The 25,325-nt window shown below is 72.8% G+C and carries 22 protein-coding genes; 7 read left to right on the forward strand and 15 right to left on the reverse strand.

The features are described from left to right. Positions 1–62: 62 nt before the first annotated feature. From RB608_RS04105 to RB608_RS04115, 3 genes are read left to right on the forward strand one after another with little or no spacing between them, the layout of a single operon-like run. Complete coding sequence (locus RB608_RS04105) at positions 63–689, forward strand: hypothetical protein (RefSeq protein WP_308086532.1); 627 nt, start codon at positions 63–65, stop codon at positions 687–689. Positions 690–722: 33 nt separating this feature from the next. Beyond that, on the forward strand, positions 723–1,100 hold the full coding sequence (locus RB608_RS04110) for a hypothetical protein (protein WP_308086533.1): 378 nt from the start codon (positions 723–725) through the stop codon (positions 1,098–1,100). Between the two features lie 49 nt (positions 1,101–1,149). Beyond that, positions 1,150–1,773, forward strand: a complete 624-nt coding sequence (locus RB608_RS04115) for an alpha-ketoglutarate-dependent dioxygenase AlkB (protein WP_308086534.1) — start codon at positions 1,150–1,152, stop codon at positions 1,771–1,773. A 5-nt stretch (positions 1,774–1,778) separates the two neighbouring features. Here the strand turns inward: RB608_RS04115 and RB608_RS04120 are convergent, their stop codons facing one another. The 6 genes from RB608_RS04120 to RB608_RS04145 form a co-directional block, all read right to left on the reverse strand. Then, positions 1,779–2,174 carry a VOC family protein gene (locus tag RB608_RS04120; protein WP_308086535.1) on the reverse strand — a complete coding sequence of 132 codons (396 nt, stop codon included), beginning with the start codon at positions 2,172–2,174 and terminating at the stop codon, positions 1,779–1,781. Next, a complete protein-coding gene (locus tag RB608_RS04125; RefSeq protein ID WP_308086536.1) occupies positions 2,171–2,986 on the reverse strand; it encodes a hypothetical protein in 816 nt (271 codons plus the stop codon). Before RB608_RS04125 ends, RB608_RS04120 begins: the two co-directional genes overlap by 4 nt. A gap of 16 nt (positions 2,987–3,002) precedes the next feature. After that, positions 3,003–3,794, reverse strand: coding sequence for a 3'(2'),5'-bisphosphate nucleotidase CysQ (locus RB608_RS04130; protein WP_308086537.1), 792 nt, complete (start codon positions 3,792–3,794; stop codon positions 3,003–3,005). Positions 3,795–3,906: 112 nt separating this feature from the next. Continuing rightward, positions 3,907–4,509, reverse strand: a complete 603-nt coding sequence (pth, locus tag RB608_RS04135) for an aminoacyl-tRNA hydrolase (protein WP_308086538.1) — start codon at positions 4,507–4,509, stop codon at positions 3,907–3,909. Positions 4,510–4,607: 98 nt separating this feature from the next. Further along, on the reverse strand, positions 4,608–5,222 hold the full coding sequence (locus tag RB608_RS04140) for a 50S ribosomal protein L25/general stress protein Ctc (RefSeq protein WP_308086539.1): 615 nt from the start codon (positions 5,220–5,222) through the stop codon (positions 4,608–4,610). A gap of 205 nt (positions 5,223–5,427) precedes the next feature. Continuing rightward, positions 5,428–5,859 carry a MarR family transcriptional regulator gene (locus RB608_RS04145; RefSeq protein ID WP_308086540.1) on the reverse strand — a complete coding sequence of 144 codons (432 nt, stop codon included), beginning with the start codon at positions 5,857–5,859 and terminating at the stop codon, positions 5,428–5,430. A gap of 78 nt (positions 5,860–5,937) precedes the next feature. Between RB608_RS04145 and RB608_RS04150 the strand changes: the two genes are divergently transcribed. After that, a complete protein-coding gene (locus tag RB608_RS04150; RefSeq protein ID WP_308086541.1) occupies positions 5,938–6,573 on the forward strand; it encodes a maleylpyruvate isomerase family mycothiol-dependent enzyme in 636 nt (211 codons plus the stop codon). A gap of 129 nt (positions 6,574–6,702) precedes the next feature. Here RB608_RS04150 and RB608_RS04155 read toward each other — a convergent pair whose 3' ends face one another. Further along, positions 6,703–7,221, reverse strand: a complete 519-nt coding sequence (locus RB608_RS04155) for a pyridoxamine 5'-phosphate oxidase family protein (RefSeq protein WP_308086542.1) — start codon at positions 7,219–7,221, stop codon at positions 6,703–6,705. 179 nt (positions 7,222–7,400) lie between these two features. Between RB608_RS04155 and RB608_RS04160 the strand changes: the two genes are divergently transcribed. Both RB608_RS04160 and RB608_RS04165 read left to right on the forward strand, forming a co-directional pair. Further along, positions 7,401–8,714, forward strand: a complete 1,314-nt coding sequence (locus tag RB608_RS04160) for an HNH endonuclease signature motif containing protein (protein WP_308086543.1) — start codon at positions 7,401–7,403, stop codon at positions 8,712–8,714. Between the two features lie 62 nt (positions 8,715–8,776). Next, positions 8,777–9,949 (forward strand): ATP-binding protein, encoded by a 1,173-nt coding sequence (locus tag RB608_RS04165; RefSeq protein WP_308086544.1) that lies wholly within the window; start codon positions 8,777–8,779, stop codon positions 9,947–9,949. Positions 9,950–9,964: 15 nt separating this feature from the next. Here the strand turns inward: RB608_RS04165 and RB608_RS04170 are convergent, their stop codons facing one another. The 7 genes from RB608_RS04170 to RB608_RS04200 all read right to left on the reverse strand — a co-directional run bounded on the left by RB608_RS04170 (position 9,965) and on the right by RB608_RS04200 (position 23,228). Beyond that, on the reverse strand, positions 9,965–16,636 hold the full coding sequence (locus RB608_RS04170; protein WP_308086545.1) for a metallophosphoesterase: 6,672 nt from the start codon (positions 16,634–16,636) through the stop codon (positions 9,965–9,967). Between the two features lie 115 nt (positions 16,637–16,751). Beyond that, positions 16,752–17,732 carry a ribose-phosphate diphosphokinase gene (locus RB608_RS04175; RefSeq protein ID WP_308086546.1) on the reverse strand — a complete coding sequence of 327 codons (981 nt, stop codon included), beginning with the start codon at positions 17,730–17,732 and terminating at the stop codon, positions 16,752–16,754. A gap of 34 nt (positions 17,733–17,766) precedes the next feature. Then, positions 17,767–19,245: a bifunctional UDP-N-acetylglucosamine diphosphorylase/glucosamine-1-phosphate N-acetyltransferase GlmU gene (glmU, locus tag RB608_RS04180; RefSeq protein WP_308086547.1), complete on the reverse strand. Its 1,479-nt coding sequence runs from the start codon at positions 19,243–19,245 to the stop codon at positions 17,767–17,769. 23 nt (positions 19,246–19,268) lie between these two features. Next, the gene (locus RB608_RS04185) at positions 19,269–19,910 is read right to left on the reverse strand and encodes a response regulator transcription factor (RefSeq protein ID WP_308086727.1); all 642 of its coding nucleotides are present in this window, start codon (positions 19,908–19,910) and stop codon (positions 19,269–19,271) included. 5 nt (positions 19,911–19,915) lie between these two features. Next, positions 19,916–21,139 carry a histidine kinase gene (locus RB608_RS04190; protein WP_308086548.1) on the reverse strand — a complete coding sequence of 408 codons (1,224 nt, stop codon included), beginning with the start codon at positions 21,137–21,139 and terminating at the stop codon, positions 19,916–19,918. A 17-nt stretch (positions 21,140–21,156) separates the two neighbouring features. Continuing rightward, a complete protein-coding gene (locus RB608_RS04195; RefSeq protein ID WP_308086549.1) occupies positions 21,157–22,491 on the reverse strand; it encodes an ABC transporter permease in 1,335 nt (444 codons plus the stop codon). Then, on the reverse strand, positions 22,488–23,228 hold the full coding sequence (locus tag RB608_RS04200; protein WP_308086550.1) for an ABC transporter ATP-binding protein: 741 nt from the start codon (positions 23,226–23,228) through the stop codon (positions 22,488–22,490). The genes RB608_RS04195 and RB608_RS04200 overlap by 4 nt, the downstream gene beginning before the upstream one ends. Before the next feature lie 240 nt (positions 23,229–23,468). On the opposite strand from RB608_RS04200, the gene RB608_RS04205 reads away from it, so the two are divergent. Further along, positions 23,469–23,651, forward strand: coding sequence for a DUF5999 family protein (locus tag RB608_RS04205; RefSeq protein ID WP_308086551.1), 183 nt, complete (start codon positions 23,469–23,471; stop codon positions 23,649–23,651). A 17-nt stretch (positions 23,652–23,668) separates the two neighbouring features. Here RB608_RS04205 and RB608_RS04210 read toward each other — a convergent pair whose 3' ends face one another. Continuing rightward, entirely contained in the window at positions 23,669–25,279 is a 1,611-nt protein-coding gene (locus RB608_RS04210; protein WP_308086552.1) for an AMP-binding protein, read from the reverse strand. Positions 25,280–25,325 lie beyond the last annotated feature (46 nt).

A 25,325-nucleotide genomic window follows, 5' to 3' on the forward strand; every position in this document is an offset into this window, starting at 1 on the left:
CTGAGGGCTCGATGGTGGGGGTACCGGTGACAGCGGCCGGGGCGGTCGGTTTGAATACCGGGATGGAGGACGACCATCCCGACCTGACCGCCCTGCCCTGGCCGTTGACCGGAGCCGACGCCCTGCGCGACGAGCTGCTGGCGGCCTACGCCGATCCGAGTCGCGGGCACCACGGCACCCGCCATCTCGCCGAGGTCCTGCAGCGGCTCGAGGAGCTCACGACCGCCGGGGCGGCGTACGACCGGGTGCCGGTGCTGCTCGCGGCGTGGTTCCACGACGCCGTGTACGACGGCGAGCGGGACGCCGAGGAGCGCTCGGCGACCTGGGCGGAGGACGCGCTGCCCGCGCACGCCGACGCGGCGACGGTCGCCGAGGTGGCCCGGCTGGTGCGGCTGACCGAGCACCACCGTCCGGACGCCACCGACGCCAACGGCTGCGCGCTGTCCGACGCGGACCTGTCGATCCTGGCGGCCCCGCGGGAGCGCTACGACGCGTACGTCGCGGCCGTGCGCTCGGAGTACGCCCACCTCACCGACGACGTGTTCGCCGCGGGGCGCGCCGAGGTGCTGCGAGCCCTCACCGACACCCCCACCCTGTTCCGGACGGCCCATGGCCGCAGCCACTGGGAGCAGCCCGCGCGCGACAACGTCGCCCGCGAGCTGGCCGGCCTGCCGGCAGCGGTCTCCTAGGCGGCGTCACCCGCCGCCACGCACAATGGAGGCGTGGACGACAGCGTGATCTTCCGGGCCCGCGCGCAGGTGCTGGCCGACCTGCAGGCCCGGGCCCTCAGTACGCCGGACTCCGTGACCGTGCTCGAGGACGCGTGCTCCGAGCGCCGCTGGTGGCTGGGCCAGTGGCCCGAGGGCGCGCCGTTCATCGCCGGCCTCGTGGCCCAGGACGTGCAGGACGGCCTCGCCGACCGGTTCGGCCGCCAGGCCCAGGAGGGGCTGTGGCCGGTGTGCACCCGGTGCGAGGGCGGTGCCGTGCACGCCCTGCACATCGAGCCCGACCTCGGCGGCCCCGACCCGACCTGGGTCTGCGAGGAGTCGGGCGTCGCCATCGCGCCGCTCGGCGGGCTCGGCAGCGGGGCAGCAGGCTGATCGCCCGAGTCATGCGAACATCTGTTCGAAGTCGAGGTATCCTCGGTCCATGACGGTCGACTTCCAGACCAGCCTGTTCGAGACCAGCGTCCCGGCGGCCGAGCCGGCCGTCGATCGCCGGCGGCTCAGCGCCGGCGCCTGGGTCGACGTCGCGCGCGACTGGCTGCCGGACGCCGACGAGGTGTTCGCGACCCTGGTCCGCGACGTGCCGTGGCGCGCGGAGCGCCGAGCGATGTACGACCGGGTCGTCGACGTGCCTCGTCTCGTCTTCACCTACATGATCGGCGACGACCTGCCCCACCCCGCGCTGACCGCGGCACGCGAGCGGCTGACGGCGCGGTACGCCGACGAGCTCGGCGAGCCGTTCCGCACCGCCGGCTGCTGCTACTACCGCGACGGGCGCGACAGCGTCGCCTGGCACGGCGACACCATCGGTCGCGGCTCGACTGACGACACCATGGTCGCGATCGTCTCCGTCGGCGACCCGCGCCGCCTGCACCTGCGCCCGCGCGACCCCGACCGCCGCGACGAGGCGTTCGCCGTCGAGATGGGCCACGGCGATCTGGTCGTCATGGGCGGCTCGTGCCAGCGCACCTGGGAGCACGCCGTGCCCAAGGTCTCCTCCGCCGGGCCTCGGGTCTCCATCCAGTTCCGGCCCTTGAACGTCTTCTGAAGCAGCTACGACCCGGCGAGCTCCGCGTCCGAGCGCAGGATGCAGAACTCGTTGCCCTCGGGGTCGGCGAGCACGACCCAGCCACTGCCCGGGCCGTGGATGCCGCGGTGGTCGGCGACCTGGGTGGCGCCGTACCCCAGCAGGCGCTCGACCTCCGCGTCCCGGTCGCCGGTGCGTGGCCGCAGGTCGAGGTGCAGGCGGTTCTTGCCGGCCTTGCGCTCGGGCACCTCGATGAACAGCAGCCGGTGGCCCGAGTCCGGGTCGACGATCATGCACTCCGTGTGGCCCGGCTCGTTGGGGTCGTCGGGGAGGTCGGTGTAGCCGAGGACCGGCTTCCACCACTCCGAGAGCCCGAAGGCGTCGGTGCAGTCGACGGCGGTGTGGGAGACGTACGACGTCATGGGCTCGCTCCTTGCGACGGACTCGGGGTGGGGGTCGGCGTGGGCGTGGGAGTCGGCGACGGCGTCCCGCTCGGCGTGGGCGAGGACGTGTCGCTCGGTGTGGCCGGGCCGGTCGGCTCGGTCGGCTCGGGAGCCGTCGGGGTCTCGGTCGGGGTCTCGGTGGGAGCCGGCGTGGGTGTGGGGGTCGGCGTCTCCTCGGCGGGCGGCTCCTGCCGTCCGCCGTCCTTGCCCTTGCCACCGGTGCCGAAGACGCCGGTCAGCGAGGTCCGGTCGTCGCCGTCGGTGCCGCCGGTGATGGTCGAGACGCTCTTGCCCGCGACCAGCTCGACGGCGCTGATCACGAGCAGGGAGAGCACGAAGACCGCTGCGGCGAGCAGGGCGATCCGCTTCCACTGCAGGTCGGCCCAGCGGCTCCGTCCGGACGACGTCGTCTCGGCGCCGGGCTCGTCGAGCTCGTCGGCGAGCTCCTCGCCGGCGGCGTCGAGGTGGCGGTGGGCACGGTCCAGCTCGCGCTCGGCGGCCTCCGGGTCCGAGCGCCGGGCGGCGCGGCGCACGTTCTGGTCGGCGAGGTTGACCCGCTGCAGCGCGGCGGCCTGGACGTCGGCCATCCGGCGGCGACTGGACTCGATGCCCTGCTTGTAGAGAGCGGAGCTGACGGTCGCGATGACGCTGCCGAGCGCGGCACCGATCAGGGTGCCGGCGGCACCGAGCGTGGAGAGCAGCACCGCGACGGTGACGGCCGCGGCGGCGCCCGCGAAGGTCGCGGGCCAGTCGATCCGCGACCTCCGCTCCGCGGTGTCGGTCTCCGCCATCGCGTCGCCGCCCGACTCAGTCGGTGCCGTTCGCGGCGATGAAGGCGAGGATCTTCGCGGACAGCTCGGGTCGGCACACGATAACGTCGGGCAGGTAGACGTCGGCCTGGTTGTAGACCAGCTCGCTGCCGTCGACCCGCGAGGTGAACAGACCGGCGGCGCGGGCCACCGCGACCGGTGCGGCGGAGTCCCACTCGTACTGGCCGCCCGCGTGCACGTAGGCGTCCGCGACGTCGCGGACGACCGACATCATCTTCACTCCGGCCGAGCCCATCGGCACCAGCTCCGCGTCGAGCTCCTGCGCGAGGGCCGCGACGAAGGCCGGCGGACGGCTGCGGGAGACCGCGATCCGCGGGCGCTGCGAGGTGCGCGCGGGCACCGCCGGCGGCGTACCGGTGTGGAAGGTCTCCCCCAGCGCGGGCTGCGCGACCGCACCGGCGACCAGCTCGCCCTCCTGCCACAGGGCCACGTGCACCGCCCAGTCGTCGCGGGGCGGCTCCGAGAACTCCCGGGTCCCGTCGAGCGGGTCGACGATCCAGGCACGGGTCGCGCGCAGGCGGGCGTCCTTGTCTGCGGCGTTCTCGAGGGCCTCCTCCGAGAGGACGGCGTCGTCGGGCCGGTACGTCGCCAGCAGGTCCATGAGCAGCTCGTGGGCGGCGCGATCGCCGGCGTCCTTGAGCTCCTTGCCCGCCAGGCCCTCGGCGCGCACCTCCAGCAGTCGGCGCCCGGCCTCCTCGGCCAGCCAGGCCGCGAGGCGGTGGTCGTCGGCGACGACGTCGGGAGCGGGGGTACCGGGCTCGAAAGTCACCTGGCCAGCGTAGTAGCCCTCCCGTTGAGTTGCCCCTTCCTCACCGTCGAGTTGCCACGACTCGGAACTCAACGGCGAGGAGTCGGCAACTCAACGGCTGGGAACCGGCAACTCAACTGTTGAAGCGGGACTGGGTCTTCTCGAGGCCGTCGGAGATCAGACTCTCGACGGCATCGGCGGCGGAGTCGACCTGGAACGGCAGCTCCTTGCGCTCCTTGGTCGCATAGTCGGAGAGCACGAAGTCGGCGACCTCCTGACGACCCGGCGGGCGGCCGATGCCGGCCCGGACCCGGAAGAAGTCGCCGGTGCCCAGCGAGGAGCGCATCGACTTGAGGCCGTTGTGGCCGTTGTCGCCGCCGCCCTGCTTGATGCGCAGCGTGCCGAAGTCGATGTCGAGCTCGTCGTGGATCGCGATGACGCGCACGGCGGGGACCTTGTAGAAGGTGGCGAGTGCCTTGACGGGTCCGCCCGACTCGTTCATGTACGAACGGGGCTTGGCCAGCACCACGCGGGGGGCGCCGGTGCCGGGGGCGCCCAGCCTGCCCTCGACGACGTCGGCCCGGCCCGACTTGTGGGCACGGAAGCCGCTGCCCATCCGGCGCGCCAGCTCGTCGACCACCAGGTAGCCGATGTTGTGGCGGTGCCCGGCGTACGACGGCCCGGGGTTGCCGAGGCCGACCACGAGCCAGACGTCGGCGCTGTTCGCGTCAGCCACGTTGGTCTCCTCGGCGTCGGGTGCGTCGGTGCTCCCCGGCGCGGGCGTCCGCGCCGGGGAGATGAGTCGGCCCAGGAACCACCTGAGCCGGCTCAGGGTCACTCGCTGTCGCCACCCGCGGCGGGCTCGGCCGGCGCCTCGGCCGCTGCGTCCTCGGCGGCAGGCTCGGCCGCGACCTGCTCGGTGACGTTGACGACGAGCGTGTCGGGGTCGGTGAGCAGGGTGGTGCCCGACGGCAGCTCCAGCTGGCCGGCGAGGAACTGGGTGCCGGCCTCGGCACCCTCGATGTTGACCTCGAACTGCTCGGGGATGTGGGTGGCCTCGGCCTCGACCTGGACCGTGGTGTTCTCGGTGACGACCAGGGTGCCGTTGACCGCGTCGCCGACGATGTGGACCGGGACGTCGACGGTGACCTTCTCGCCGCGCTTGACCGCGACGAAGTCGACGTGCTCGAGGACACGGCGGACCGGGTCGACCTGGACCTGCTTGGTCAGGGCGAGCTGCACGGTGCCGTCGATGTCGAGCTCGAGGAGCGCGTTGGCGCCGCCGTGCTTGAGCGCCATCATCGTGGCGTGGCCCGGGAGGGTCAGGTGGATCGTCTCGTTGCCGTGGCCGTAGACGACGGCGGGGACGTTGTCGTCGCGACGGATCCGGCGGGCGGCGCCCTTGCCGAACTCGGTGCGGACCTCGGCCTTGATCTTCTCGGTGCTCATGGGGGATCTCCTGCTCGTCACGTGGTGGTGGTGTGCCGCACCCGGAGAGAAGGAACGCCGCGCTTCCCTCACCCGGTGACCGGCAGGGCGCGCGGCGGCGTCGAAGACGAGCCGGCCCAGTCGATCACGGAGTCACAGAAGCAGGTGCTCCCTCGCCGAGGCAACCGCAGAAGACTACCCGCGGCGGCGCGGGTCGGCGAAATCGTCACTGGTAGGGGTCGGTGATCTCCCTCAGGTCCCGCAGGGCCTCCTTCAGCGCCGCCAGGCGCTCGGCTCCCAGGTGCCTGCTCCACTCCCGCTCGATCGCCCGCTCCACCCGCCGCGCGACCTGCTGCACCTCGCGCCCACGCGGCGCGAGGACGACCAGCCGGGCTCGGGCGTCGGTGGGGTCGGGCACCCGCTCGACGTACGCCGCCCGCTCCAGTTGGTCGACGAGGACGCTGGCGCTCTGCTTGGTGACCCGCGCCTGCTCGGCGAGCTCGGTGACCCGGATCCCGTCCTCGCTCAGCCGGGCGGCGACACGCGCCATCGCGGGCGTGAGGTCGGTGTACCCGGCGGCGACGACGGCGTCGGCGACCCGCTGCTCGACGTACCGCGCGCCGATGAACATGAGCAGCGCCGGATGCGGGTCGCGCACGCCAGGCCCTCCCCTCTTGACGAAGTAGTCAGCCAGGCTGACTATAACAGTCAGGGACACTGACCATCGGAGGTCGTCATGGACAAGGCCACGATCTGGGCGCACATCCACGCCGAGCGAGCCGCGCTGGCCGAGCTCCTGGCGGACCTCGACGACGAGGCGTGGCGACACGACACCCTCTGTCCCGGATGGAGCGTCCACGACGTCGCGGCGCACGTGATCTCCACGCCCCAGCTCGGCTGGGCCGCGATGCCGGGGCTGCTGGCGCGCAACCTGGGCCGCGGCTACAACACGATGATCTTCCGCGAGGTGAAGCGTCTCGGCGCCCGGGAGACGAGGGAGAGCATCCTCGGCGACTTCGAGAGGTACGCCGCCAGCACCCGTCACGTCCCGACCACGACCTCGGTGGAGCCGCTGATCGACGCGCTCCTCCACCACCAGGACATCGCGCGCCCGCTCGGCCGGCGGCGCACCATGCCGGTCGAGGCGGCCGTGGTCGCCGCCGACCGGGTCCGGCGGCTGGCTCCGCTGATGGGCACCGGCCGTCTCGTCCGGAGCGTGCGGATGGTCGCCACCGACGTCGACTGGGAGCGCGGCTCCGGCCCGACCGTGACCGGGCCGATCCAGGAGCTGTTGATGCTTGCCTCAGGCCGGGCACCGGACCCGGACCTGGTCAGCGGAGACGGCCTTTCGGTGGTGCCGGCCCGCCCCTGAGCACCGTCGCGCGTGCGGCGTTCGGGTCGGCCGGCCGCGGCACCAGCCGTAGCTGCCGACGCGACCTCGACATCGGTGTGGTCGATGGGCATCGTCGGCGTGCTCCTCATGATGGGCGGTCCATCCGACTCAGGCGGCGGGTCTCCAGGTCTGGCGTGGGGCGAAGCCCGTGCGGCGTAGCCAGTGTTCCGTATAGAGGATCCGGTGCGGGGTGATCACCGTCAGCGGGTCGGTGGGCGGCTTGCTCAGCGACCGCCCCCGTTCGACATGGTCCGACTGCCAGCGGAATGCCTCCCAGTAGTCGTCACTGTCCGGATCGCTCCGCTCCAAGGTGCGTGCGGTACCGAACAGCTGCGCGCCCCGGCTGCTCGCTTGCCCGACGAGAGGCGCGAAGATCCCCGCCGAGACCCTGGCGTCGCGCTGCAGGTTGCGTGACTTCACTGAGGCGTTCCAGCTCGTGAAGAAGATCTCGAACCCGAGGCTGTAGAAGCGAACCGGCGTTGCGGCCGGCGAGCCATCGCCGTTGATGGTCGCGATCACCGCCACGTTCTGAGTGGAGAACAGGTTGAGGATGCGCTCCTCGAGGTCTGCTCGAGGCAGCACTTCGGCAGGCGCTGGTCCAGCGAGCCAGGGATTGGTCAGCGTCATACACGATTCTCTCAGCACCCGATCCCGGGCTTCGCCGCTGGCACGCCCATGTCGACCTGACTATGACTTGACATCGACAGCGACTTGTCACGATCCACTGCACCTCGACAGCTGTGCTGCCGGGCGAGCCTGCGTGAGGTCGCCCGGGTTGTGTCGGACCCCCTGTGTTTGATCGGGGCATGGTCAGTGATCAGGGTGAGACGGGTCTGGAGGACCTGTCGGTGGTGGGGGTGCTCGACTTCGTCGAGCGCCAGCACGCCGCCCGCCTGGAGGCTGAGCGTCAGGTGCTGCGGGCGGCCTATCAGTGGGCGGTGCTGCACCACCCCGACCGCCTCCCTGCGTCGGATCGCCGCGGCCGTGCCCGCGCGAAGCGCGCGGGTGGGGTCGGGACCCCGTTGATCACCGAGCACGCCGCGGCCGTCTTCGGCGCCCGGGTCCAGACCAGCCCGTACGGTGCACGCAGGTTGATCGCCGACGCGGTCGACCTCCAGCTCCGGCTCCCCCAACTGTGGGCCGGGATCGAGGCCGGCACGGTCCGGGTTCCGCATGCCCGGCATGTCGCCGACACGACCCGCGACCTCTCGACTGAGGAGGCTGGGTGGGTCGACGGTGAGGTCCATGGGGTCGCGGACGGTCGTCTGGCGTGGTCCCGGTTCGAGACCCTGGTCGCGGGCAAGATCGCCGCCGCGGCCCCCGAACTCGCCCGGGCCCGTGAGGAGGTCGCGGCGAAGGAGCGGTGTGCCCGGATGAGCCGGGTCAACCAGCACGGCATGGCCACGTTCTTGATCAGGGCTGATGCGGTCACCATCGCCGGGATCGACGCCGCAGTCACCGCGGTCGCCGACAGGTTGAAGGAGCAGCTGCCCGACGCGGGCGTGAACGACCGCCGCGTCGCCGCCGCGGCCCTTCTCATGAACCCGACCACCCATCCCGACCTCGGCGAGGACGTGGGTCCGGTCAAGGTACGGGCCAAGGTCTACCTGCACCTCTACGCCGACTCACCCATCGCCCGACTCGAGGGCCACGGCCCGATCACCATCGGCCGCCTCACCCACCTGCTCGGCGAGACGGGTGCCCGCGTCCAGATCACCCCCGTGGTCGACCTGCCCGGGATGGCACCCGTCGACGCCTACGAGATCCCCGCCCGCCTGCGCGAGGCCGTGCACCTGATCCACCCCGCCGACGTGTTCCCCTACGCGGCCAACACCACCCGCCACATGGACCTCGACCACGCGATCCCCTACGGCGAGGGCGGACCCACCAGCATCGACAACCTCGGACCACTCACCCGGACCCACCACCGGATCAAGACCCACGCCGGTTGGCAGGCCCGACATCCGTTCCCCGGGATCGTGATCTGGCGCGATCCCCACGGGGCCCACTACCTGGTCGACCCGACCGGCACGAGACGCATCACCGCCGCGAGCGGTGACGAGACGCCCACGCACGTCGACATCATGGTCACCAACTTCGTCCTCGACCACGCGGCCTGACCGCTGATACTGATTTATACTTTCCGGAAGTATAAAGACGTATCACAGCCCGGAGGCCGTCCATGCCGAGCAACCCCTACACCCCCGGACAGGTGCCGCGGATCCTCGCGGGCCGCTCCGTGGAGATGCGGCGGATCGAAGGCCTGCTCGCCCGGGTCGCGACGTACGGCGAGCTCGGCGGTCCTCTCCTGGTGTTCCACGCGCCCCGCGGCATCGGCAAGACCTCGCTGCTGCGGGCCGGTCAGCGCCGGGCGGTGGAGTCCGGGTTCGTGACCGCCTGGGTGGCCTGCTCGCGACAGCAGCCCGTCCTCGCCGAGATCGCGCACAGCATCGCGCGGGGGCTCGAACGCGCCGACGCCGTCCCGGCGGGAGCAGCCGGCAGCCGCTGGCGCGGCCAGCTCGAGCGGCTGACCGTGGAGGTCGGGATCCCGGGCGCCAAGGTGCAGGCCGAGGTGTCCCGCAAGGAGACGACCGCTCCCCCGCACGCGGCTATCGGTGTCCTGGAGTCGTTGCTGCACGAGGCCGCCTCGTCGGTCCGACAGCACGGCGGCGCGGGCCTGTTCCTCCTCCTCGACGAGCTCCACACCGCCTCGGCCGACGAGATGGCCGTCCTCCTCAACACGCTGCAGAACCTCGACGGCGAGCGCACGGACAACCCGCTCGCGACGGTCGCCGCCGGCCTGCCGGTCACCCCCGAGGCCCTCACCCGCGCCGCGACCTTCGGCGAGCGCAGCAGCTTCGTCTCCCTCGAGGTCCTCTCCGACGACGACGCCCGCGCGGCGCTGGTCGCGCCGGCCGAGGCCGAGGGCGTCGGCTGGTCGGAGGCGGCGCTCGCCGCGATCGTCGCCGAGTCGCGCGGATACCCCTACCTGATCCAGCTGCTGGGCAGCACCACCTGGGACGCGGCCACGCCCGGCACCGGCGACCGGCTCACCCTCGCCGCCGTGAAGCGCGGCCTGCCGGTCGCGCGCGATCAGCTCGCCGCGATGCACCGGGCCCGTTGGGGCGCGGCGTCACGCCTGGAGCGGCGCTTCCTCGCCGCCATGGCCGCCGCGGGTGACGGCAATGTCACCCGGGCGGCCATCGCGGCCGGCATGGAGGTCGACTCCCGCGCGATCAGCGTCCCCCGCGAGCGGCTGATCGAGAAGGGCGTGATCGAGCCGGTCGGGCACGGGCTGGTGCGCTTCACCCTGCCCGGGTTCGGCGCGTTCGTGCGGAGCCTGGACGACGCCTGACCGAGCCGGCCCGGTTCAGCGGCGGACCTTGATTCTCACGATCGTCCTCGTCTTCTCGACCTCGGCGTTCCCGGCGAAGACGACCTTCAGCTTCCGGGCGCCGACCCGCTGGAACGCCGGCAGCCGCACCTTCACGACGCCGTTGCGTACGACGCCCCGGACGTCCTTCGCGCCGGGGATCTTGATCGTCACGGTGCCGTCGGCGCTGACGCCCGGTGGTACGTCGACCCGCACCCGGACCACCGCGCGGGTCCGGCGCACCTGGATCCGCTTCGGCCTCACCTTCAGCACCCGGACCTCCGCCTGGGCCTTGGCGACATGCACCCGGACCGTGGCCGACGCCGCGGCATAGCTCCCGTCGCCGTCGTAGGCCACCCGCAGCTGATGGGTGCCGACCGGCAGCGACCGGGCCGGGAGCACGACGTACGCCGTGCCGGCCGCGAGCTGTCCGGCGCCGACGACCGTCGCGCCGGCGAGGACGCGCACCGCCCCGGTCGGAGCTCCCTCGGCGCCGCCCACCCGGACCGTCAGCGTCGCGGTGCCGCCGAAGCCGAGCTCCAGGTCGTCCGCGCTGACGGTCGGCCGGGCCGGGTCGGTCGGGTCGACCGGTGCGTCGGGGTCCAGCGGTGCGACGTAGCGGACGTCTCCGGCGGAGAACCCGGCGACCAGGCGGTAGGCCGCCGGCTCGTCCGGCAGCACCAGGTCGAGCGCGGCGCGGCCAGCGCCGTCGAGGGTGCGCTGCCCCAGGTAGGCGACGTCGGCGGCAGCGGGGGCGTTCGGGTCGGCGGTCCTGCGCAGCACCAGCACGCCTGCCTCGCCGCCGGCGGCGGCCGGGCCCAGCTCGAGGGCGACGGTGACGGCACCGTCCTGGCCGCTGGCCAGCGTGTGGCCGGGTCCGTCCGTCCCGGTCCCGGGAGCGGCCTGCGTCGCCCGGGTGCCGAAGCCCGGCGCGGCGCGGCCGAGGCCGGCGCCCCGCTCGCTCGCGGCGGGCGCCGGTGCGCGGAGCACCGGACGGGCGAGGTCGGCGTCCCACCGCCACACCTCGGCGAGGTCGAACCCGATCCCGGACCAGGTGGACTCCTGAGCCAGCTCGGCGGCGGTCAACGAGCCGCCGTTGCGCGTGCTCGGTCCCACCTCGGTGCTGACCTGCACGGCCGGCACCAGGGTGTCGACGGCCCACAGGTCGCCCAGCGTGGCGGGCTCGGCGCCCGCGAACCGGGCGATCACCCGGTGCGCGTTCGTGGTCGCGGTGACCACCGGGCTGGCCACCACCCCGTGCCGGACGACGGTCCCGCCGTTGCGGGCATAGCCGGTGAGACCGCCCGCCGACGCGGCGGCCGACCGGACCTCGCCGGTCGCGTAGACGCGCTCCGTGGTGCTCGGCGCGTCCGCGACGCCGATGATGCCGCCGGCATAGGCGGCGGTCGTGGTCGTCACGTCCGCCGTCGACCACGCGTCGCGCAGGGTGCCGAACGACTCGCCCGCGATGCCGCCGGCGTACGACGGCGCGCTGACGGATCCGGACACCCCGACGCGCTCGACGGTGCCCCGCAGCGTGTCGACCAGGCCACCGGCCTTGTTGCCGGTCTTGGTGATCTCCACCTGCTCCAGCACGAGATCGGTCACGACACCGGCGGTGTCGATCACCCCGAAGAGCCCGCCCTCGGTGGACCGGAGGCCGCGGATCTCGTGCCCCGCCCCGTCGAGCGTTCCCCGGAAGGTGGGCACCCGCACGGAGGTGCCGGCCAGGTCGAGGTCGGCGGCGAGCCGGAACCGCTCGTCGGGGTACGTCGCGAGCGCCCGCAGCTCGGTGGCGGTCGTGATCAGCCAGGCGCCGTCCTCGTCCTGCCCGGCGGTCGGGCCCGGGCGCTCGGGCACGTCCTCGGTGGCGGTGCGCAGCACCGGCCGCTCGCCGTTGGCGTCCCAGGCCCAGGTCTGCTCGAGGTCGAAGCCGAGAGCGTCGGCCCAGGTGGCCTCCCGCGCAGCGTCCGTCGCGGACACGGTCGCGCCGTTGAGCGTGGCCGGCCCGGTCGCGGTGGCGGACTGGACGCCGGCCACCACGAACTCGGCGGCGTAGAGGTCCGCGAGGGTCGCGGTCTGGCCGTTGGCCGAGCGGGCGACCACCCGCTGGCTGGTCGTCGTCCCGGTGACCGACGGATTGAGCGCGAACGCCTGGCGCACCACGGTGGCGCTGTTGCGGGCGTAGCCGCTGATGCCGCCTCCCGACGTGCCCGTCGCGGTGATCTCCCCCGTGGCGTAGACGCGCTCGGTCAGGCTCGGCGCGTCCGCGACGCCGACGATGCCGCCGGCGTAGTTGCCACCCGACGTGCGCACCGTGGCGGTCGAGTAGGCGTCGCGGATCGTGCCGAAGGAGTCTCCGGCCACGCCCGCGGCGTACTCCTTGGCGGTGACCGAGCCCGAGGTCCAGACCCGCTCCACGGTGCCGCGCAGCGTGTCGGTCAGGGCACCGGCGCGGGCGTCCGGCTTGTCGATGCGGACCTCGGCGATCCCGAGATCCCGCACGGCTCCGTCGGCGCCGATCAGGGCGAACAGGCCTCCGGCGGTGGAGGTCCAGCCGCGGATCTCGTGGCCGGCACCGTCGAAGACGCCGTTGAACGGGCGGCGGGTCGCGAGCTGGGGCACGTCCGCGCCACTCAGGTCGAGGTCGGCGCCGAGCCGGTAGCTCTCCTCCGGGAACGCGGTGACCTGCGCCAGGTGGGCCGGCTCGGTGATCAGGTAGGAGCCGTCCTGGTCCTGCGGGAGGGTCGGGGCGACGGCCGTGTCGTCGATCTCCTCGGGCGCCCCACGCAGCAGCGGACGCTTGGCCTTCGCGTGCCACTCCCAGACGCCGTCGAGGTCCCAGCCGAGGCCGGCGAACCAGGAGGCCGTCCGGAGGTCGGCGGCCCGGACGACCTCACCCTTCCAGTTGTCGGCGGCGGGCGGGTCGGTCAGGCTCTCCCCCGTCACGGTGACACCGGAGCTGCGGTAGTTGCGCGAGAGCTCGGCGATCTGGCCGTCGGCCACGCGCCCGACGATGGCGTGGGCGAAGGAGGGCGCCTGGACGAGGTCGTTGAGGGACACCGACTGGGAGACCACCGTGTTCTCGTAGCCGTAGCTGACGACGCCGCCGGCGTTGCGGCCCTGCGCCCGCACCGCGCCGGTCGACAGCAGTCGCTCGCTGGTCGATCCGCCGACCGCGATCGCGACCACGCCGCCGGCGTACAGGCCGGTGGTGGTGACGTCCGCGGTCGAGTAGGAGTCGCGGATGGTGCCGTAGTGGTCGCCGACGATGCCCCCGGCCCGGGTCGCGCCGGTGATCGAGCCCGCGGTGCGGACCCGCTCGATCACGCCGTGGTTGACGTCGGCGACCAGGCCGACGGTGCCGCGCTCGGTCGTGACGTCGCCGACGACGGCGAGGTCGCGGACGGTGCCGTCGTTGTCGGCGAACAGGCCCACGCCCTCGGTGCTCGGCGGCGTGAAGCCGGTGATCGTGTGCCCGGCGCCGTCGAGGACGCCGGTGAAGGAGACCAGCCGGTCGAGCTGCGAGTAGGTCTCGCCGGTGAGGTCGAGGTCGGTGGTCAGCCGGTAGTGCCCGGCCGGGTCGTTGGCGATCTTGGCCAGGTCGGCCCCGGAGGTGATCAGGTACGGGTCGGCCTCGGTGCCCTCGCCGCCGATGCCCTCACGCGCCACGATCGGCGCGGTCATCGGTCGGGCGCTCGCCAGGCCGTCCCAGGCGTACACCTCGAGGGTGTCGCTCGGGTTCACCGGCAGCGGTGTGGCGAAGGTGGCGAACTGCTCCGAGCCCTGGTGGTCGAGCGGCACGTCGACGGTGCGCAGGTCGCGCAGCTCGCGTCCCGTGCTGTCGTAGGTCGCGGCGACCAGCGTCGTCGACTCCGGTGCCCCCTCGGTGCTGAGCACGCCGACGCCGTCGAGCCGGCGGTCGACCACGTCGGTGGAGGTGATCCGCCAGTGGCCGGTGGGCTTCTTGACGGTGTAGCTGTCGACCTCGCGGCCGTCGACCGTGTACGTCGTCAGCGTCAGCCCGGCATCGGTGGCCTCGAGCACGGTGCCCATCTGGGCGTTCTCGTCGAAGACGACGTCGTCCCACCAGTGCACGACGTTGTCGTAGAACTTCGGCCCGGCCGAGCCGAGCGTCACGAAGGTGGTGCCGAGGGCCTCCTCCGCGGGCGTCGCGGCGAGGCGACCGTCGTAGATGGTGGAACGCTTGTAGATGTGGTCGTGGCCGCCGACATAGAGGTCGACACCGAGCTTCTCGAACGCGGCGGTCAGCTTCGGCCGGTCGGCCGCGAGCGGCCCGTCGTCGCCGTGCGAGCCGCCGTAGTAGGAGTAGTGGCCGGTGACCACGTTCCACTTCCGGTCGGAGGACCGGATGTCCCGGGTGAGCCACTCGATCTGCTTGTCCATGTCGTGCACGGAGTTGAGCACCGCGATGTGCACGTCGCCCCGGTCGAAGGAGTAGTTGCTCTCGCCGATGGCGCCGTTCTTCGGGGTGTCGAACATGTTGCCGAAGATCGCCGTGCGCTCCTCGGAGTGCGCGTTGTAGTCGAGGTCCCCGTAGGTCTCGTGGTTGCCGGCCACCGGTGCGTACTGGACGTCCAGGCCGTCGAAGACGTGCTCGAAGACCTCCTCCCAGTACTGGCCGCGCCCGCCGTTGTCGACCAGGTCGCCGGTCTGCAGCAGGGTGCGTCCGCCGGGGGCCTTCTCCTGCAGGGTGGCCAGGACGTCGCGCAGCATGCCGAGGTCACCGGCGTCGTGGCTGGTCGCCTGCAGGTCGCCGATCGCGTAGATCGGCTCGTTGCCAGCGCCGCCGGCGACGAACGCGCCCTGCACCTCGGTCCAGGCGCCGGCCGCGGCCGGCGACGGGGCGGCGCCGTCCACCGCGACGCCGAACCGGTACTCGTAGCGGCCGCCGTCGCCCAGGCCGGTGAGGTCGAACTCGTGGCTGCGCAGCGTCTGACCGGTGATCGAGTGCTGGTAGACCGGCTCGTCGTTGCCGATCGTGTTGACCTCGTAGGCCCGATCGTTGGTCGAGGTGAGCACCTCGGCGCCCGTCCAGTCGTCGCCGCCGGCCGGGCGGACCTGCGCATAGACCTTGTCGATGGCGCGGTCCGTGGAGACGGCGATGCCGGCTCCGCCCGCCTGCTCGGTCACCGTCGCGGTGCTGCCGAAGTACTGGAAGACACCCGCGGGGTCGAGGGTGTCCTGGTCGACCACGATGCGCAGCAGCTCGGTGCCGATATTGCCCTGTCCGTCCTCGGCCTTGACGACCACGAAGTGGTCGTCGTAGCCGCGCACCCGGAACGCGCCGTCGGCGACCTCGACGGCGCCCGCGGCGTCGTACACCTCGTAGGTCACGGTCGGGGCGAGGCCCGAGTCGTCGGTCGCGGTGACCTGCGGAAGGTCGATCGTCGCGCCGTACGCCGCGGTGGCCGGGAAGCCGTCGGCCACGGTGATCTCGGGCGCGTAGTTGGCGCCGCGGGTCGTCTCGCCGATCCAGATCGGGGCGGAGACGGCGACGTGGCCGTCGGCCTGGGTGGCGCGCACGAAATACCAGTCGCCCGCGGCGACCGCCTGCTCGTGCCCGAGGTCCAGCGTGCGGCCCGCCACGCCGGGGAACTCGTGGGCGACGATCCCACCGTTGGTGACCAGCTCGACCCGGGTGAACGCATCGCGCTCGTCGGGGTCCTCGAGCCGGACGTCGAAGCTCACCGTGGTCGTGTCGGCCGGCAGGATCGAGCCCATCAGCCGGTCGTTGCCGCCGAAGGCGAGCTCGAGGTTGCCGTCCTGGCTGCTGTAGGTGCTGCGGTCCTTCATCGCGGCGTACAGGCCGTCGAGGGAGTGCTCACTCGCCCACACGCCGCTGATCGCCTGGTTGCCGCTGACCCAGGTCGCCGAGTGCTCGTCGCCGTTCCAGACCGGGCCGAGGTGCCAGCCCGTGTCCAGCGCGGCGACGTACTGCTCCTGCTGCCCGGCGCTCTTCACCTCGATCAGCTCCATCGACGCGTCGACGGCGCGGTCGAGGCCGTTGAAGCCGAAGAAGCGGCCCTTGCCCGTGGCGCTGGGGTGGTTGAACTGGCCGATCGCATCCGGGTCCTGCTTGATCCGGGCGAAGAAGGTGTACATGTCGTACTTCAGGTCGCCGGTGCCGAAGCCGTTGCCGAAGCCGTCGACGCTGCCCTTCTCCGTGGCCCGCGCGGTCGCCTTCCAGTCGGCGTTGAAGACGTTGATGTGGCCGGTGCCGTCGTACCAGGTGTTCTCGATCGAGGGCACCGCGACGAGGTCGTCCTGGGCCTCGTTGAAGGCGAGCGCGTCCTCGTGCACCGCGCGCCACTCCTCGGAGTCGGCGTCGCGCCAGTCGTCGACGAAGTCGTCGCCGTTGCGCAGGTCCCACATGACGTCGTGCTCGGAGACCGTGAAGAAGTCGGCCTCGGTCTCGGACCGCACGTGGTCGAAGGCGTCGCTCGGCAGCTGCACACCGTCGCTGACCGAGGTGTGGGAGTGGAACTCACCGGTGTAGAGACTCTTGCCGAGGTACGTCGGCCGGTCGTCGTCGCGCGGCGCCGCGGTGGCGCTCGCCGCCACCCCGCCGAGCAGGCCGAGGAGCAGTGCTCCGGCCGTCGTGCCTACCAGTCCGCGACGGGCCGTGCGGCCCCACCTGACGCTCATCGATCCTCCGTGGTTGCGTGAACCAACGCAGCCCATCGGAGTCAGATGAACGAAGGGTCTCCACGACCCGACCGCGGGGTGTCCCGCGGCGGTCGATCGGAGGACGGACGCGGGGCTATGCGTGCCCGTCGAACATCGAGGTCACCGAGCCGTCCTCGAAGACCTCGCGGATGGCCCGGGCGACGAGCGGCGCGATCGAGAGGGTGGTGAGCTTGTCGAACTGCTTCTCGGGCGCGACCGGGAGGGTGTTGGTGATGACCACCTCGGTGGCGCAGCAGTTCTTGAGCCGGTCGACGGCGGGGTCGGAGAGGATCGCGTGGGTCGCGGCGATGATGACGCCGGCCGCGCCGTCGGCCATCAGCGCCTCGGCGGCCTTCACGATGGTGCCGCCGGTGTCGATCATGTCGTCGGTCAGCACGCACATGCGGCCCTTGACATCGCCGACGACGCGGTTGGCGACGACCTCGTTGGCGACGTCGGTGCGGCGGGTCTTGTGGATGAACGCGAGCGGTACGCCGCCGAGGCGGGCCGCCCAGCGCTCGGCCACCTTGATCCGGCCGGCGTCCGGCGAAACGACGGCGAGCTCCTGGTCGCCGTACTTGTCCTTGATGTAGTCGGTGAGGATCGGCAGCGCCATCAGGTGGTCGACCGGGCCGTCGAAGAAGCCCTGGAGCTGGTCGGCGTGCAGGTCGACGGTGATGATCCGGTCGGCGCCCGCGGTCTTGAACAGGTCGGCCATCAGACGGGCCGAGATCGGCTCACGGCCGCGGTGCTTCTTGTCCTGACGGCTGTAGCCCCAGAACGGCATGACCACGGTGATCCGCTTGGCCGAGGCGCGCTTGAGCGCGTCGACCATGATCAGGTGCTCCATGATCCACTCGTTGATGGGCGTCGTGTGGCTCTGGATCACGAAGGCGTCGCAGCCGCGGACCGACTCCTCGTAGCGGACGTAGATCTCGCCGTTGGCGAACTCGTACGCCGATGTCGGCACCAGCGCCTGGTCGAGGATCCGGGCGACCTCGTCGGCCAGCTCGGGGTGTGCCCGTCCCGAGAAGACCATCAGGTTCTTCTCGGTCGTCCGCTTCAGACCGCTCACGTCTGTGACTCCCCCTGGTCGTCGCTGGTGGTACCTAGGATTCTGCCCGCTCGCCCGCGTCGTCCCCAAGTCCGGGTCCGTTTTCGGACTGTTCACCCGTGGCGGAGGCCGCGGCCTCCGCCTGGGCGGTCCCGGCGCGTCGCGAGACGACCCAGCCCTCGAGGTTGCGCTGGGGCGAGGTGCTGACGGCAAGGGCGCCGGGCGGCACATTGCGCCGGACCACGGTCCCACCCCCGGTCGAGGCGCCGTCGCCGATCGCGACGGGCGCGACGAAGGTGTTGTTGGAACCCGTCTTCGCGTGCTTCCCGACGGTCGTGCGGTGCTTGGCGACGCCGTCGTAGTTGGCGAAGATCGTGCCGGCGCCGATGTTGGCGCCCTCGCCGATCTCGGCGTCGCCGACGTACGACAGGTGCGGGACCTTGGCCCCGTCGCCGATCTGCGCGTTCTTGGTCTCGACGAAGGTGCCGATCTTGCCATCGGCGCCGAGCAGGGTGCCGGGCCGCAGGTACGCGAACGGTCCGACCGTCGCCCCGGCCCCGATCACGGCGAGCTGGCCGTGCGCGCGGACGACGCGCGCCCCGGCGCCGATCTCGCAGTCCTCCAGCGTCGTGTCGGGCCCGATGACCGCGTCCTCGGCGACGACGGTGGTGCCGAGCAGCTGGGTGCCCGGCAGGATCGTGACGTCGGGAGCCAGCTCGACGTCGGCGTCGATCCAGGTCGTCGCCGGGTCCATGACGGTGACCCCCTCACGCATCCAGCGGGTGACGATGCGACGGTTGAGCTCGCGGCCGAGGTCGGCCAGCTGGACGCGATCGTTGGCTCCCTCGGTCTGCAGCGCGTCGTCGACGGGGTGCGCGGTGACGACCCGCCCGGCGGCGCGGGCCAGCCCGACGGCGTCGGTGAGGTAGTACTCCCCCTTGGCGTTGTCGTTGCCGATCCGGCCGATGGTCTCGGCGAGGAAGGCGGCGTCGAAGGCGAGGATGCCGGAGTTGATCTCGGTGATCGCCCGCTCGGCGTCGGAGGCGTCCTTCTCCTCGACGATCGCCTGCACGACCCCGGTGTCGTCGCGGACGACGCGGCCGTAGCCGAACGGGTCGGCCACGATGCCGCTCAGGATGCTGACCGCGGCGCCGGCGCGCTGGTGCGACGCCGTGAACGCGCGGAGGGTGGCGCCCTCGAGGAGCGGCGTGTCGCCGTACGCGACCAGGACCGTGCCCTCGCGCGGTGCGTCGGCGAGCGCGTCCAGCGCGACCCGGACGGCGTGGCCGGTGCCGAGCTGCTCGTCCTGGACGGCGAGCACCGCCTCCGGCCGCAGCTCGCTGACGTGAGGGCCGACCAGCTCGCGCTGGTGCCCGATCACGGTGACCACCCGGGCCGGCTCGAGCGCACCGACGGCAGCCAGCACATGGCCGATCATGCTGCGACCGCCGATCCGGTGGAGGACCTTCGGCGTCTTCGACTTCATGCGGGTGCCGCCGCCGGCGGCGAGGACGATCACGGTCAGGTCGGTCACGCCGCCACCCTAGATGAGCGGGCTCAGCGCCCGTCCAGCCAGGCGAGCACCGCCAGCACCCGCCGGTTGTCGTCGGCCGCCTGCGGCAGGTCGAGCTTGGTGAAGATGCTGTTGATGTGCTTGCCGACGGCCTTCTCGGTGACGACCAGGCGGGCGGCGATCGCCGCGTTGGACCGCCCCTCGGCGATCAGGGTCATCACCTCCTGCTCGCGCTCGGTGAGCCGGTCGAGGGGGCGGCTGCGAGCGCTGACCAGGGCCGCCACCACCTCCGGATCCAGCACCGTGCCGCCGTCGGCGACCTGGCGCACCGCGGCGAGGAAGCCGTCGACGTCGGCGACCCGGTCCTTGAGGAGGTACCCGATCGCGCCCTCCCCGCCTGCCAGCAGGTCGCGGGCGTAGAGCGGCTCCACCCACTGGCTGAGCACCAGGACCGGGAAGGCCCGCCGCGTGGCCCGGACCGCGGTCGCCGCTTCCAGGCCCTCGGTGGTGTGGGTCGGCGGGAGGCGTACGTCGACCACCGCGATGTCGATGTCGTCGCGGGTCAGCGCCCGGGTCAGCGACGGGGCGTTGTCGACGGCCTCGACCACCGCGACGCCGCCGGACTCGAGGATCCTGGTGAGACCCACCCGGAGCAGGGCCTGGTCCTCGGCGAGCACGGCTCGCAGTCCGGTCATACGGTCGGGCACGGCACCTCCAGCCGGACCGTGGTCGGCCCTCCGTCGGGACTGTCGATCGTCACGGTGCCGTCGAAGGCGGCGAGCCGGCGAGCGACCCCCGCGAGACCGGACCCGGCAGGGTCGGCGCCGCCCCGGCCGTCGTCGCCGACGACGAGGCGGAGCCGCTGCTCGGCGTACGACCCGCTGACCCAGGCGCGGCTCGCGTCGGCGTGCTTGACCGTGTTGGCGAGGCACTCGGCGACGGCGAAGTAGGCGGCCGACTCGACGGGCGCCGGGAGGCGGGGCACGGCGACCGCGACCGCCACGGGCACCGGCAGCGCCAGCGCGAGCGCCTCGATCGCGCCCGCGAGGCCGCGGTCGGCGAGCACCGGCGGGTGGATGCCGCGGACCACCGAGCGCAGGTCGTCGAGGGCGTCCATGGTGGTCTCCCGGGCCTCGCGCAGCAGGGCCGCCGCGCCGTCGGGGTCGGTCTGGAGCAGCTTCTCGGCGAGCCCGACGCTCATGCCGACCGAGGCGATCCGGGCCTGGGCGCCGTCGTGGAGGTCGCGCTCGATGCGGCGCACCTCGGCGGCCGAGTGGTCCAGCGTCTCCGCGCGCGACTCCTCGACCCGCTCGACCCGCTCGGCGAGCGCCGCGACCCGGTCGTGGCCGAGGATCGCCCGCTCGGTGCGGGCCCGGGCCCGGACCAGCGGCTCGGCGGTGACCCACCACGCCATCAGCAGCGGGCCGCTGAACACGAAGAGCAGCACCCAGGCCCAGTCACCTGCGGTGAACGCCAGGATCAGCCAGGTGATCGGTGTGGTCAGCAGCACGACCGGCAGCAGCGACAGGACGAAGCCACCGGTCGCGGCGAAGCAGAGGAATCCGAAGTCCCGCCACCGGGCGGGGTCGCGCAGCCAGTACGCCGGACGGACCAGGGCGATGCCCCGCGCCGGTGCGTACGACGCCTCGATCGGCTCCCCCAGCAGCCGGCCGCTGACCCGGCGGTGCACGCCGGTCAGCGCCGCCGTCGCCGGGACCACCCCAAGCGCCGCGAGGAAGCCGACGCCGACCAGGCCCAAGGGGATGCAGAGCAGGGTGAGGATCGCCAGCACCAGGCCGGGGACGAACGAGACGGCGTACCCGGCACCCACGAGGGTCAGCCGCAGCCGCTCCCGGAGGCCGGTCTCGTCGACCGGCGACACGGGCAGCGGGCGGATCGGTGCCAGCACGTCCATCGTGACCGAGTCTGTCATCACACCGTCACCCGCGCAGCGCTCCGCACCGCCCCCCGGGCCGCGCCCAGGGTCAGCGCGACGACCGCGGCGGCCACCGCGGGCACCAGCCACAGGCCGCCGTCGGGGACCAGGCCCTCGTCGCGGGCGACGGCGAACGGGACGACCGTCGTCGCCGCGGCCACGAGCCCGAGCACGACGCCGATCACCGCGACGAGGCCGGCCTCCGCCACCACCGAGCCCCGCACCTGACGCGGCGTCGCGCCGAGCAGCCGGAGCCGGTGGAGCTCCTCGCGACGGTGCGCGACGGTGGCGACGAACGCGTTGACGACCATGATCGCCGCGAACAGGGAGATCATCCCGACGACGACATTGTTCAGCAGGGTGATGGTGTCGCTGTCCGGCGTTCCCGCGGGCAGCGAGCGCCGGTCGATGTCGACGAGCATCAGCGTGCCGGCCGCGGCCGCGGTCAGCACGACGACCGGAGCGAGGACCCCGGCCAGCAGGTGTGCCCGGCGAGCGGTGTTGTACGACGCCAGGTGGGCGGTCGCCGAGGTGCCGGCCAGCAGCCGGACCGGGCCGGCAGCCCAGCGCAGCAGGACGGGCGCGAGCACGGCCAGACCCACACCGACCAGGATCGAGCTGGAGCCGCTCGTGGACATCGCGGCATAGGGGTCGTCGGAGTCGGCCGTCACGGCGACCGTGATGACGGCCATCGCGAGGCCGTAGCCGATCAGCAGCAGCGCGACCGCGACCCGCCACCAGCGCATCCGGCCGTGCTCGCCCGCGCTCTCCCGGACCAGCATCCCGGCCGGGCCGCGGGTGGCCTTGCGTGCGGCCACGGCGGCGGCGAGGGCCGAGACGACCAGCACGAGGACGGCCGCACCGGCGACCGAGGCCGGCCCGGCGTCGTACTCCGTGCGGTCGGAGACGAGCCCGCCCGAGCGGATGAGCTCGAAGAGCAGGCGGCCGGTGACGGAGGCGGCGAGCGCGCCCGCCACGGCGGCGGTCAGCGCGATCGCGCCGGTCTCGCGCGCGATCAGCCGGCGGGCCTGACGGGGCGTGGCGCCGATGGTGCGCAGCAGGCCGATCTCCGTGGCCCGCTGGGTGGTGGTGATCGCGACCGTCGAGGCGACGGAGAAGAGCACGATCAGCGCGCCCCAGCCGCCGACGACGGCGCCGAGGATGATCAGGGTGCCGTCGTCCGGCGCGGGTGCGCCACCCGACGACTCGGCCAGGGTGGCGAACGAGCCGATCAGCAGGGTGCCGAGCAGGACGGCGAGGAAGGTCGCGACCGCGGCGCGCGGGCGGTGCCGCAGGCTGCGCACGGCGAGCCCGCTCATGGCGGCGCTCATGCCGACACCAGCTCGTCGAGGTGGGCCAGCTGACCGGCGACCGCGCCGGCGGTGGGGTGGGCCATCCGGCCCGCGACCCGGCCGTCGACGAGGAAGACCACCTCGCCGGCGTACGACGCGGCGACGGGGTCGTGGGTCACCATCACCACGGTCTGGCCGAGGTCGGCGACGCTGCCGCGCAGCATCCCGAGCACCTGGCGGGCGGTCGTGGAGTCGAGCGCGCCGGTCGGCTCGTCGGCGAGCAGCACGTCGGGCGAGGTCAGCAGCGCCCGGGCGATGGCGACCCGCTGCTGCTGTCCGCCGGAGAGGCTGCCGGGCAGGTGGTGCGCGCGGTCGGCCAGACCGACCCGCTCGAGGAGGTAGCGCACCCGCTCGCGGTCCACCCGCCGTCCGGCGAGCCGGCTCGGCAGGGCGACGTTCTGGGCGGCGGAGAGGTACGGCAGCAGGTGGAAGCCCTGGAAGACGAACCCGATCCGCTCGCGGCGCAGCCGGGTGCGGCGCTCCTCGTCCCAGTCGGTGACGTCGGTGCCGCCGACGAGGACCCGTCCGCCGGTCGGGCGGTCCAGGCCGGCGGCGCAGGACAGGAAGGTCGACTTGCCGGAGCCGGACGGCCCCATCACGGCGGTGAAGGTGCCTCGCCGGAAGGCGAGGTCGACGCCGGCGAGCGCGGTGACGGCGTTGTCGCCGGCGCCGTAGGTGCGGGTGAGGTCCTGGACCTCGAGCGCGATCTCTGACATGGCTGCTCCTGGGCTGTTCCCGGGTGTTCCGGGGTGGCGGGATCCGATGTCATCGACGCTAGGGTCGGCGGCGGCCCGGCTCGATGGTCCTGGGCCGCCGGTGCGGGGTGGGGTTTTCCCTACCCACTACCGCGGCGTTCGGCGAAAGACTTCCTGACAGTTCGGCGAAAGAGCGTGCATCTGCGGCCGATGAGGCGTATCACGAGACATAGAGATGTGAGACGACCGAAAGGGAGCACGATGATGTGTGACCACTCGCCCGAGTGCCCGACCGCCGGGGACCCCGACTGCTGCACCGCCCACGTGACCGCCGACCACAGCGAGCAGGGCTGGTGCCGACTCTGCAACGGCGTCATCCTGTTCGACGACGGCGTGTACCTGACGCCCGAGGGCCGGGCGATGTCCCTGCCCCGCTCGGCCTGACCCGACGGGTCGTCGGGTCAGCGGGCCCGACCCGGCTCGCCGATCCGCTCCTTGCGGATCCGGATCCCGAGGCCCTCGCGGTCGATGGTGTCCGGCGTGATCCCGTCCGCGCGCAGGCTGTGCTTCTGGATCTTGCTGGTCGGCGTCTTCGGCAGCTCGTCGAGGACGCGGAAGTAGCGCGGCACCATGAAGTGCGCCATCCGGGGCCGGATGAACTCGATCAGCTCCGCGACGTCGATCGACCTGCCGGGGGCCGGCGCCAGCACGGCCAGCACCTCGTCCTCCCCGTCGGGGCTCGGCGTCGCCACGATGGCGACCTCCGAGACGCTGGGGTGCGCGACGATCTCGTTCTCCACCTCGAACGACGAGATGTTCTCGCCCCGGCGCCGGATGGTGTCGCCCATCCGGTCGACGAAGAAGTACTCGCCACCGACCCGCCGGAAGGCGTCGCCGGTGTGGAACCAGCCGTTGCGCCAGGCCGCGGCCGTGGCCTCCGGGCGGCCGAGGTACTCCGTGGCGATGGTCCACGGCTCGGCGCCGCGCACCACCAGCTCGCCGACCGTGCCGTCGGGCACCTCCAGGTCGTGCTCGTCGACGATCCGGACCTCCATGCCCGGGCGGACCCGGCCGGACGTGCCGTCCTGGGCCGGGTTCGGGCCGGAGACGATCGGGATCGACACCTCGGTCATGTTGTACATCGCCACGACCTCGACGCCGAACCGCTCCGCGAAGGTCGCGGCGTCCGACAGCGGGATCATGAACACCCGCCGCAGCGAGTGCTCGCGGTCCGCGGCCGACGGCGCCTGCTTGCTCAGGTAGGTCGCCATGACCCCCAGGAGCGTCACGTGCGTCGGCTCCGTCGCGCGGACGAAGTCCCAGAAGTCCCCTGTCCGGAAGCCGGACGTCAACACGATGCTCCCGCCCAGCACCACCGCCGCGTTGACCCCGATCGTCCCGCCGGCGTGGAACAGCGGCAGGGTCACCAGGTAGCGGTCGTCGGCGCCGAAGTCGCCGGCGAAGGCCGCCTCGGCACATGCCGACAGCTGAGCGTAGGAGCACACGACGCCCTTCGAGGGTCCCGTCGTCCCCGAGGTGAGTACGACGGCGTACGGGTCCCACGGCATCACCTCCGGCCACGCGACCGGCTCCGGCGGCGGGGCGCCGTCCAGCACCGCCGCGTCGTGCACCCGCACCCCGGCGACGGCCCCGGGCCCGCCCACGACGACCACGTCGGTCAGGTCCGCGCGACCGACCCCCTCCAGGCGATCGACGAGGTCGGCGTGCACGACCGCGACCGAGGCGCCCGACAGCGCGAGGGAGTGCTCCAGCAGGCCGCCGCGGTAGGCGGTGTTGAGCGGCACGAGCACGGCACCGAGCAGGTTGACCCCGAACCAGACCCGCAGCGCGTCGGGCCCCGTGGGCAGCCAGGAGACGACCCGGTCGCCGCGATCGACGCCGAGGCCGCGCAGGGCGTGGGCCACCTTCTCGGCCTCACCCAGCGCCTCGGCGTAGGTCCAGCGCCGGCCGTCCTCGAACACGACGAGGGTGCGGTCCGGGTGCTCGGCCGCGCGGCTCCGCAGGACCTGCGGCAGCACGGCCGCGCTGCTGGTCAGCCAACTCGAGTTCATGGGTCTCCCGTCGTTCGTTGTCGATGATGCAGGTCGGGTGGGCGGC

The sequence above is a fragment of the Nocardioides sp. LHD-245 genome, from assembly GCF_030929495.1.
Classification (GTDB): domain Bacteria; phylum Actinomycetota; class Actinomycetes; order Propionibacteriales; family Nocardioidaceae; genus Nocardioides.

Coding starts and splice junctions, on each gene's coding strand:
- RB608_RS04105 (WP_308086532.1), top strand. CDS start 63: ATGGAGGACGACCATCCCGACCTGACCGCCCTGCCCTGGCCGTTGACC.
- RB608_RS04115 (WP_308086534.1), top strand. CDS start 1,150: ATGACGGTCGACTTCCAGACCAGCCTGTTCGAGACCAGCGTCCCGGCG.
- RB608_RS04120 (WP_308086535.1), bottom strand. CDS start 2,174: ATGACGTCGTACGTCTCCCACACCGCCGTCGACTGCACCGACGCCTTC.
- RB608_RS04125 (WP_308086536.1), bottom strand. CDS start 2,986: ATGGCGGAGACCGACACCGCGGAGCGGAGGTCGCGGATCGACTGGCCC.
- RB608_RS04140 (WP_308086539.1), bottom strand. CDS start 5,222: ATGAGCACCGAGAAGATCAAGGCCGAGGTCCGCACCGAGTTCGGCAAG.
- RB608_RS04150 (WP_308086541.1), top strand. CDS start 5,938: ATGGACAAGGCCACGATCTGGGCGCACATCCACGCCGAGCGAGCCGCG.
- RB608_RS04155 (WP_308086542.1), bottom strand. CDS start 7,221: ATGACGCTGACCAATCCCTGGCTCGCTGGACCAGCGCCTGCCGAAGTG.
- RB608_RS04160 (WP_308086543.1), top strand. CDS start 7,401: ATGGTCAGTGATCAGGGTGAGACGGGTCTGGAGGACCTGTCGGTGGTG.
- RB608_RS04165 (WP_308086544.1), top strand. CDS start 8,777: ATGCCGAGCAACCCCTACACCCCCGGACAGGTGCCGCGGATCCTCGCG.
- RB608_RS04170 (WP_308086545.1), bottom strand. CDS start 16,636: ATGAGCGTCAGGTGGGGCCGCACGGCCCGTCGCGGACTGGTAGGCACG.
- RB608_RS04190 (WP_308086548.1), bottom strand. CDS start 21,139: ATGGACGTGCTGGCACCGATCCGCCCGCTGCCCGTGTCGCCGGTCGAC.
- RB608_RS04195 (WP_308086549.1), bottom strand. CDS start 22,491: ATGAGCGCCGCCATGAGCGGGCTCGCCGTGCGCAGCCTGCGGCACCGC.
- RB608_RS04200 (WP_308086550.1), bottom strand. CDS start 23,228: ATGTCAGAGATCGCGCTCGAGGTCCAGGACCTCACCCGCACCTACGGC.
- RB608_RS04205 (WP_308086551.1), top strand. CDS start 23,469: ATGATGTGTGACCACTCGCCCGAGTGCCCGACCGCCGGGGACCCCGAC.
- RB608_RS04210 (WP_308086552.1), bottom strand. CDS start 25,279: ATGAACTCGAGTTGGCTGACCAGCAGCGCGGCCGTGCTGCCGCAGGTC.